This window comes from Priestia flexa NBRC 15715 (genome assembly GCF_001591565.1).
Lineage (GTDB): Bacteria > Bacillota > Bacilli > Bacillales > Bacillaceae_H > Priestia > Priestia flexa.
In genome coordinates, this window is the sequence record NZ_BCVD01000146.1 from 1 (window position 1) to 8,049 (window position 8,049).

13 protein-coding genes are annotated in these 8,049 nt (G+C 36.7%); 10 read left to right on the forward strand and 3 right to left on the reverse strand.

All coding sequences use genetic code 11. From position 1 onward, the window contains the following. The first annotated feature begins 120 nt into the window (after nt 1-120). Nucleotides 121-363, forward strand: a complete 243-nt coding sequence (locus BFL01S_RS17650; RefSeq protein ID WP_025911689.1) for a YrhC family protein — start codon at nt 121-123, stop codon at nt 361-363. Between the two features lie 45 nt (nt 364-408). Here the strand turns inward: BFL01S_RS17650 and sigK are convergent, their stop codons facing one another. Continuing rightward, a complete protein-coding gene (gene sigK, locus BFL01S_RS17655; RefSeq protein ID WP_035321368.1) occupies nt 409-1,116 on the reverse strand; it encodes an RNA polymerase sporulation sigma factor SigK in 708 nt (235 codons plus the stop codon). Between the two features lie 214 nt (nt 1,117-1,330). Between sigK and BFL01S_RS20835 the strand changes: the two genes are divergently transcribed. Next, the gene (locus tag BFL01S_RS20835; protein WP_167556103.1) at nt 1,331-1,492 is read left to right on the forward strand and encodes a hypothetical protein; all 162 of its coding nucleotides are present in this window, start codon (nt 1,331-1,333) and stop codon (nt 1,490-1,492) included. A gap of 30 nt (nt 1,493-1,522) precedes the next feature. Here BFL01S_RS20835 and pssA read toward each other — a convergent pair whose 3' ends face one another. Both pssA and BFL01S_RS17665 read right to left on the reverse strand, forming a co-directional pair. Then, nucleotides 1,523-2,062 carry a CDP-diacylglycerol--serine O-phosphatidyltransferase gene (pssA, locus tag BFL01S_RS17660; protein WP_025911688.1) on the reverse strand — a complete coding sequence of 180 codons (540 nt, stop codon included), beginning with the start codon at nt 2,060-2,062 and terminating at the stop codon, nt 1,523-1,525. A 251-nt stretch (nt 2,063-2,313) separates the two neighbouring features. Then, on the reverse strand, nt 2,314-2,454 hold the full coding sequence (locus BFL01S_RS17665) for a sporulation histidine kinase inhibitor Sda (RefSeq protein ID WP_025911687.1): 141 nt from the start codon (nt 2,452-2,454) through the stop codon (nt 2,314-2,316). A gap of 491 nt (nt 2,455-2,945) precedes the next feature. On the opposite strand from BFL01S_RS17665, the gene BFL01S_RS17670 reads away from it, so the two are divergent. From BFL01S_RS17670 to BFL01S_RS17705, 8 genes are all read left to right on the forward strand, one after another. Beyond that, the gene (locus BFL01S_RS17670) at nt 2,946-3,461 is read left to right on the forward strand and encodes a YqeG family HAD IIIA-type phosphatase (protein ID WP_061786499.1); all 516 of its coding nucleotides are present in this window, start codon (nt 2,946-2,948) and stop codon (nt 3,459-3,461) included. Between the two features lie 2 nt (nt 3,462-3,463). Next, nucleotides 3,464-4,570, forward strand: coding sequence for a ribosome biogenesis GTPase YqeH (gene yqeH, locus BFL01S_RS17675; protein ID WP_025911683.1), 1,107 nt, complete (start codon nt 3,464-3,466; stop codon nt 4,568-4,570). Nucleotides 4,571-4,593: 23 nt separating this feature from the next. Next, a complete protein-coding gene (gene aroE, locus BFL01S_RS17680) occupies nt 4,594-5,436 on the forward strand; it encodes a shikimate dehydrogenase (RefSeq protein ID WP_061786500.1) in 843 nt (280 codons plus the stop codon). A 19-nt stretch (nt 5,437-5,455) separates the two neighbouring features. Continuing rightward, complete coding sequence (yhbY, locus tag BFL01S_RS17685) at nt 5,456-5,749, forward strand: ribosome assembly RNA-binding protein YhbY (RefSeq protein WP_025911680.1); 294 nt, start codon at nt 5,456-5,458, stop codon at nt 5,747-5,749. Nucleotides 5,750-5,837: 88 nt separating this feature from the next. Beyond that, nucleotides 5,838-6,410, forward strand: a complete 573-nt coding sequence (locus BFL01S_RS17690) for a nicotinate-nucleotide adenylyltransferase (protein ID WP_025911679.1) — start codon at nt 5,838-5,840, stop codon at nt 6,408-6,410. Beyond that, nucleotides 6,397-6,969 carry a bis(5'-nucleosyl)-tetraphosphatase (symmetrical) YqeK gene (gene yqeK, locus BFL01S_RS17695; RefSeq protein ID WP_025911677.1) on the forward strand — a complete coding sequence of 191 codons (573 nt, stop codon included), beginning with the start codon at nt 6,397-6,399 and terminating at the stop codon, nt 6,967-6,969. The genes BFL01S_RS17690 and yqeK overlap by 14 nt, the downstream gene beginning before the upstream one ends. Next, complete coding sequence (gene rsfS, locus BFL01S_RS17700; protein WP_025911675.1) at nt 6,962-7,318, forward strand: ribosome silencing factor; 357 nt, start codon at nt 6,962-6,964, stop codon at nt 7,316-7,318. The genes yqeK and rsfS overlap by 8 nt, the downstream gene beginning before the upstream one ends. Further along, on the forward strand, nt 7,315-8,049 hold a 735-nt coding region (locus BFL01S_RS17705), incomplete at its 3' end, for a class I SAM-dependent DNA methyltransferase (protein WP_061786501.1). The genes rsfS and BFL01S_RS17705, both read left to right, overlap by 4 nt.

Consider the following 8,049-nt stretch of genomic DNA (forward strand, 5'->3'; position numbering starts at 1 on the left):
CTTTTGTTTACATAAATTGTCATCCTTGTGCTGGTGTTCTTTATGTTACGATAAAGATAGCGTTTCTAGTCACCACACGTACTAAGAAAAGTGCAAAGGCTTAAGGGAAGGGTGAAGCTTATGAATCAAAAAGAATTAAAATTAATTAAACAAAAAATAGAAGATTATCGACGATTTATTTATGTATTGTTAGCTACAGGTACATTTTTATATATTGGTGTATTAATTGGGCAAGGTGAAAAAACGTTTGTTCAATTAATGTTCATGTCCGGAGTAGATGTTGTTTTATTATTAGTAGCATTTTACTTTGCTTATCGAGCTAAAAAGTTAAAGAAGAAAATAAAAGATGAGCTATCATCATAACGGTGTATAAAGAAAAGTGGAAGAGAATTAATTGTTCTTTCCATTTTACTTTTTTTCTTTTTCAGCGCGATAAAACTCGTGAAACATTTTCATTAATGCGCGTTTTTCGATGCGGGAAACGTAGCTTCTAGATATATTGAGTTCCTTAGCTATTTCACGCTGTGTTTTTTCTTTCTGTAAATCAAGCCCGAATCGTCCAACAATTACCTCTTTCTCACGCTCATCAAGAATATCAATGTACTCTTTGATTTTTTCTAATTCCATATTTAGCTGAATCATATCAATAACATCATCTGATTCAGATTTTAAAATGTCAATAAGGCTAATTTCATTTCCTTCTTTGTCTTGGCCGATTGGATCGTGCAACGACACGTCCTTCTTTGTTTTCTTTAAAGCGCGTAGGTGCATTAAAATCTCATTCTCAATACATCTTGCCGCGTACGTTGCGAGCTTTGTACCTTTTCCTTGAGAATAGCTTTCAATCGCTTTGATTAAACCAATCGTTCCAATTGAGATAAGATCTTCAGCGTCTTCCCCCGTGTTTTCAAATTTTTTCACGATGTGTGCTACGAGTCGAAGGTTATGTTCAATTAATAAGTTTCTCGCTTCTTGGTCTCCTTGAGCCATTAAAGTTAAATAGCGTTTTTCTTCTGCAGCTGATAGCGGCTGGGGAAAAGCGTTATTTTTAACATACGACACAAGAAATATTAACTCTTTAAAAAAGTATCCGAGCGCTGTAATAATAGCTGACATTTTCACACCTCCAGTTAGTGTAAGCGATAAAGCCGTGACATTAAATTATATGTTAGGCGGGCTTACTATGTGCCTGTACGGTTAAAAATAACGGCAAGACAAGCGAGTTTCATAGAATTCTTTTTGAGAAGTACAGACACAATGGCCACCTGCCCATACATAAGCTATCTTTTTGAATAAATTATGAGTAATACGTATGTGAGGAGTGACAACTATGTCATATGGATATGGCGGATATGGATGTTATCCAAGCTATCCATGTTATCCATCTTGTGGCGGTGGAGGATATGGATGGGGAATAGGGTTACTGGTTGTTTTATTTGTACTACTACTTATTTTCGGCGGTTTTTACTGGTTTGGATGCTATTGGGATTAACAAAAACCTCATGCGAGCATGAGGTTTTTGTTATACTTTCTTTAGTTTAAATGTGCTCACCATTAGGAAAGATAAAATAATGGTTAAAAACATAAAAACGTAGGATGGTAAGTACGGTACAGATAAGTAGCTTAAGGTTAATAAACATCCCGCAGCTGTAATGGGCAATCCTGTAAAGTAACCGTTGTTCTCTGTAATATTAAAGCGTGCTAATCTTAGAGCACCGCATGCAATATATACAATGGCGAATACAGCCCCTGAAGCTCCGTAGCTAAATAGAATGCTTTGATATAGTAGTAGAGCAGGGGCAATACCAAATGATATAATATCGCACATGGAATCTAGCTGCTTGCCAAGTTCTGATTCAATATTTAACTTCCGGGCAACCATCCCATCAAAGCGATCAGCTAGCGCTGCAAGAAAAATAAGCAGTAGGCTGAGCTTTAACTCATCACGTAGAATGAATAAAATGGCAAAGCTACCAAGGCTTAAATTTAGTAATGTTAAAGCATTTGCTGATTGGGATTTTATCTTTTTAATTGTATGATCAAGATAATCTAATAAAAACAAGTTCCTCACTCCTTTTAGAGGATGACCTCATACAGCATAATGATAGAAAAGGTCGTAATTTCATTTTAGACGTAAACGAGAGGCTAGTAAAGAACTATTCAACTTTGGCATCTTAAAATTACAGGAACGTATGTAAAGCTTTTTAACGCTATCTAAGCAAAAAATAGAACCTATTTAAGGAAGAGGGAAGCTTGTCAAGTAGGAACGGTACCAGACAAGCTTTACTGCTCTTAAATAGGCTCTTCTATTAGTTAAGATGGAATTTGAATTGTTATTTTTAATGACCGACGTTGAATTTCTTTTTCAATCAGCTGAATGAACTCCGGGCTTAATTGCAACTGTGTAGCTTTATAATATGATTCGATAAGCAGTTCATCTGATAATTTTCGCATGATAATGCCGCCACCTCCTATAAAAAAGATAGGTGCTTTAATTCTAAGAAGTATCTCGTGTCCCAATAGAATTCTTATTCATAATGTATCATGAATTGAAATATAGAACAATCGTTCTGTTATCCACAACTATAAGTGGATAAGCTGTGAGTATTTTGTTTATAATTACCAATAATGCATAATCTATTGAAAGGTATTCTGTGAATAAAATTATCCACAGAATACCAGTTAGCATAATTTGTCGAAAAGTTTCTTGAGAAAATATCGAAGATTTTAAGGTTTTTTCATTTGTTTTTAATCATTTTATTCTTTTTTTGGTGAAATTAAGATATGATTATAGTTTGACTGCAGAAATTTCAACAAAAGCAACAGCTGATGAAAAAAGTAGTATTTAAATATAAATAACTGGTGGAAAAATGAATATCCCCCGTTATAATGATAGGCAGAAATCGTTCTTAGAACGTTATTAATATAGTTGAGGTGCATAATACGTGTTAAAACTTTTTTTACCAAACCAACATGTGAAAAGTGTATTGCAAATTAAGCCTGAGGAGTTAATCGAGCGAGGAGTAAAGGGGATTATCACAGATTTAGATAATACGCTAGTTGAGTGGGACAGACCTGACGCAACTCCTGAGCTTATCGAATGGTTTAAGTTAATGCAAGAACATGGTATTAAGATTACTATTGTATCGAATAATGTGGAAAAGAGAGTTAAGCTCTTTTCAAATCCTGTAGGGTTACCATTTGTTCATCAAGCAAGAAAGCCGATGAGAAAAGCATTTAGACGAGCACTGCGTGATATGGATCTACAAAAGGATGAAGTAGTTGTCATCGGAGACCAGCTTTTAACAGACGTGCTAGGCGGAAATCGCTTAGGTGTATACACCATTTTAGTTGTGCCCGTTGCGCAAACGGATGGATTTATTACAAAATTCAATCGTAAAATGGAGCGACGTATTTTAGCTTGGATGAAAAGAAAAGGTATGATTAACTGGGAGGAATAAAAGTGAGTGAAGAAAAGCTACAGTGCATGGGTTGTGGGGTAGAAATTCAAACAGAGCGTCCAAATGATATTGGTTATGCCCCTAAGTCTGCACTTGAAAAAGAGTTTATTATTTGTCAAAGATGTTTTCGTTTAAAGCACTACAATGAAATTCAAGACGTATCGCTAACAGATGACGACTTCTTGAAAATCCTAAATGGAATTGGCCAAACGGATGGTTTAGTCGTAAAGGTTGTAGATATCTTTGATTTTAACGGTAGTTGGCTCCCTGGTCTACATCGCTTTGCAGGCGGAAATAACGTCATTCTTGTTGGAAATAAAGCGGATTTACTTCCTAAATCTGTGAAGAAAAATAAATTGATTCACTGGATGAAGAAATCTGCAAAAGATCTTGGGTTAAAGCCTGTAGATGTCTTTTTAATGAGTGCGCATAAAGGACAAGGCATTAAGGAAGTTGCTGAAGCTATTGAGCACTACCGATTTGGAAAAGATGTTTATGTTGTTGGCTGTACAAATGTTGGGAAATCAACGTTTATCAACGCAATTATTAAAGAATTCACAGGTGAAAAAGATGTGATTACAACATCTCAATATCCTGGCACAACGCTTGATATGATTGATGTACCGCTTGATAATGGCGCATCGTTATATGATACACCTGGTATTATCAATCATCATCAAATGGCACATTACGTAGATAAGCGCGATTTGAAGCTTATTTCTCCAAAGAAAGAGATTAAGCCTAAAATTTATCAGCTAAATGAAGGACAGACGCTGTTCTTTGGAGGATTGGCACGATTAGATTATGTAAGTGGCGGTCGTAAATCATTGACGTGCTATGTATCAAACGAGTTACTTATTCATCGTACAAAGCTCGAAAAAGCAGATGCGCTGTATGAAAATCAGTTGGGAGAGTTGCTTCAACCTCCAAGACCAGAGCAGCTAAGTGAGTTTCCTGAGCTTGTTGCCCACGAATTTACAATCAAGCATGACAAGACGGACATTGTGTTCTCTGGGCTTGGTTGGGTGACGGTAAACGAACCTGGTACAAAAGTAGTTGCATACGCACCAAAAGGTGTTGGGGTATTTGTACGTGAATCACTAATTTAAATATAAAGAAGAGGGGAAATAGGTTGAAGCAGTTATATGGACTAATAGGTTATCCAGTAGGGCATTCACTTTCACCGCTTATGCATAATGATGCGTTTGAAAATTTAGGAATAGACGCTCATTATGAGGCGATTCAAATTGAGCCAGACTCCTTTAAGGTTGAAGTTGAAAAGCTAAAAAAGCAGCAGATTAAAGGGTTTAACGTGACGATTCCGTATAAAGTTGATATCATGGACCTTTTAGATGAGGTGGACCCTTTAGCTAGAGCAATTGGCGCCGTTAATACAGTTGTGAATCAAAATGGACGCTATGTTGGATATAATACAGACGGTGATGGATATGTGGCATCTCTACTGCAGCATGTAGGGGGCACATTAAAAGATAAAGCTGTTGCAATTATTGGTGCGGGAGGAGCGGCTAAAGCAATTTTTTACACGCTAGCATCTCATAAAGATAGCCCTTCCTCTTTCTATATATGTAACCGAACGGTTGAAAAAGCACAGAGGCTAATTGATCAGTTGCCATTTCAAGCTAATGCGTCAGCCATCACATTAGACGAAGCAGAAAAAAAAGTAGACACATTTGATGTCATTATTAACACAACATCTGTGGGAATGCATCCTCATGTGGAGGATGCGCCAATCGACATTCAACATATTCGCCCAGAAACAATTGTTAGTGATATTATTTACAATCCGTTAGAAACTAAGTTATTAAAAGAAGCAAAACAAAAGCAAGCATATTGTCATAATGGCGTAGGTATGTTTGTATTACAAGGCGCGCTTGCTTTTGAAAAGTGGACAGGTATCGTTCCTGACCAAAAAAAGATGGAACAAATTGTGTTAAAGAAACTTACTGAAAAGTAAAAGCATCATGGAGGTTTTTATGTTAAAAGGAAAACAAAAGCGATTTTTACGCTCAAAAGCACATCATTTATCACCAATCTTCCAAGTAGGTAAAGGTGGAGTGAATGAAAATATGATTCAACAAATTTCAGATGCACTTGAAGCGAGAGAATTATTAAAAGTTAGCATTTTACAAAACTGTGAAGAAGATCGTAATACGGTAGCAGAGCAGTTGGCTAAAGGTGCTAGAGCTCAAGTTGTACAAGTAATTGGTAACACTATCATTCTTTATAAAGAGTCACGCGAAAATAAACAAATCGTATTACCTCGATAAGAAAAGGATACCACCCTATCATACGCGTATGATAGGGTATATGTACATGTTGAGAGAAGCTTAATATGATAAAAGGAGCTATGATTTTTTGAAACGTATTGGTATTTTTGGTGGAACGTTTAACCCTCCCCATATCGGACATTTAATTATGGCAAATGAAGTATTGTTTTCATTAAAGTTAGATGAAATTTGGTTTATGCCTTCGCATATTCCGCCTCATAAAACCTTGAAACAAGAAATAGATCCCAATCATCGCTTGAATATGCTTAGTTTAGCGACTGACGGTTATTCTAAATTCCGCGTTCAGTCGATTGAATTCGAACGTAACGATATATCATATACATTTGATACGATGTGCATCTTAAAAGAAACATATCCAGATAATCAGTTTTATTTTATCATCGGGGCAGACATGGTAGAATATTTACCAAAATGGTATAACATTGAGGAGCTACAAAAGCTTGTGACATTCGTAGGGGTGAAGAGGCCTGGATATGAAATGAAATCTCCATATTCAATACTGGAAGTAGAAGCACCTCAAATGGATATCTCTTCATCATTTATACGAGAACGTATTAAAGTGCAAGGTCCCATTGACTTTTATGTGCCTTTATCAGTAAAACACTATATTGAGGAGAATCAGCTATATGAATCAGAGTGAAGCGTTAGCTGTTGTGAGAGAGCAGTTAACAGAACGAAGATATATTCATACGTTGGGAGTCATGGAAACAGCCGTAAAATTAGCCGAGCGATATGATGTGGATATAAAAAAAGCCGAATTAGCTGCAATCTTTCATGATTACGCAAAATTTCGACCAAAAGAAGAAATGAAAGCGATTATTATAAATGAAAGCATGTCTGTTCACCTTCTTGAGGCCAATACAGAGCTCTGGCATGCTCCAGTTGGTGCATTCTTAGTTGAAAAAGAAGTGGGGCTAACGGATGAGGACATATTAAATGCTATTCGCTATCACACATCGGGGAGACCAGGGATGTCGTCTTTAGAGAAAGTGATTTATGTGGCCGATTATATTGAGCCAGGTCGCAAGTTTCCTGGAGTTGAAGAAGTAAGAGAGCTTGCAGAGCAAGACTTAGATAAAGCGCTACTTCAAGCATTAAAAAATACGATTAGCTTTTTGATTAGCAAAAATCAAAGAGTTTTCCCAGATACGCTGTATACTTATAACGAATTAGTTCTAGGAGGAAACATAAATGAATGAACGCGATTTATTATCACTTGTGGTAAAAGCAGCAGACGATAAAAAAGCAGTGGATTTAGTTGCATTGAATATGCAAGGGATTTCACTCGTAGCAGATTACTTTGTCATTTGTCATGGTAATTCTGATAAGCAGGTTCAGGCTATTGCAAGAGAAGTGAAAGAGCAAGCGCATGAACATGAAATTACGGTAAAGCGTATGGAAGGGTACGATGAAGCACGTTGGGTACTTGTGGATTTAGGTGATGTTGTTGTTCATATTTTCCACAAAGACGATCGTGGCTACTATAATTTAGAGCGCTTGTGGGGAGACGCGCCTTCTGTTGACTTACAAGAAGAATTACAATCATGAGCAGCTATAAGCAATTCGCCTACGTGTACGACCATCTTATGACGGACATTCCATATGACCAATGGATTCAGTTTGTATCCCGTAAAGTTAAGCCGGGTGAAAAGCTGTCTATTCTTGATGTAGGGTGCGGAACTGGTGAGATGTCAATTCGTTTAGCCAAACAAGGCTATGAGGTAACTGGAATTGACCTATCGGATGATATGTTGGTGATTGCGCAAGAGAAAGCGCAAAACGAAGGTATCGCGTTAAAGCTATATGAACAAGATATGTCAAAACTTGAGCTGATGCAGGAGTTTGATTGTATCGTTATCTTTTGTGATTCACTTAATTATCTACAAACTGATGAACAAGTTAAAGAAACGTTTATGCGTGTCTATGAACATTTAGCTCCAGGTGGCTTTTTGTTATTTGATGTTCATTCAACGCATAAACTTAAGAATATTTTTGGGGATAATTCATTTTCATATGTAGATGATGATGTATCTTATATTTGGAACTGTGAGTATAATGAGGCTAATCAAAGCGTTCAGCATGATATGACATTTTTTGTGTATGACGAAGAAATTGAAGCGTACGACCGATTTGATGAGGTTCATATTCAGCGAACGTTATCAGAGTCTACTTATAAAGAGTGGTTAACAGAAGCTGGGTTTTCAGCTGTTGAAGTGAGCGCTGATTTTAAAGACGAGCTTCCTCATCAAAATAGTGAAAGAATATTCTTCTCTGCAAAA

Bases quoted from the DNA above. Each gene is read 5' to 3' on its own strand.
- BFL01S_RS17650 (WP_025911689.1), top strand. From the start codon at position 121: ATGAATCAAAAAGAATTAAAATTAATTAAACAAAAAATAGAAGATTAT.
- sigK (WP_035321368.1), bottom strand. From the start codon at position 1,116: ATGTCAGCTATTATTACAGCGCTCGGATACTTTTTTAAAGAGTTAATA.
- BFL01S_RS20835 (WP_167556103.1), top strand. From the start codon at position 1,331: ATGTCATATGGATATGGCGGATATGGATGTTATCCAAGCTATCCATGT.
- BFL01S_RS17665 (WP_025911687.1), bottom strand. From the start codon at position 2,454: ATGCGAAAATTATCAGATGAACTGCTTATCGAATCATATTATAAAGCT.
- yhbY (WP_025911680.1), top strand. From the start codon at position 5,456: ATGTTAAAAGGAAAACAAAAGCGATTTTTACGCTCAAAAGCACATCAT.
- yqeK (WP_025911677.1), top strand. From the start codon at position 6,397: ATGAATCAGAGTGAAGCGTTAGCTGTTGTGAGAGAGCAGTTAACAGAA.
- rsfS (WP_025911675.1), top strand. From the start codon at position 6,962: ATGAATGAACGCGATTTATTATCACTTGTGGTAAAAGCAGCAGACGAT.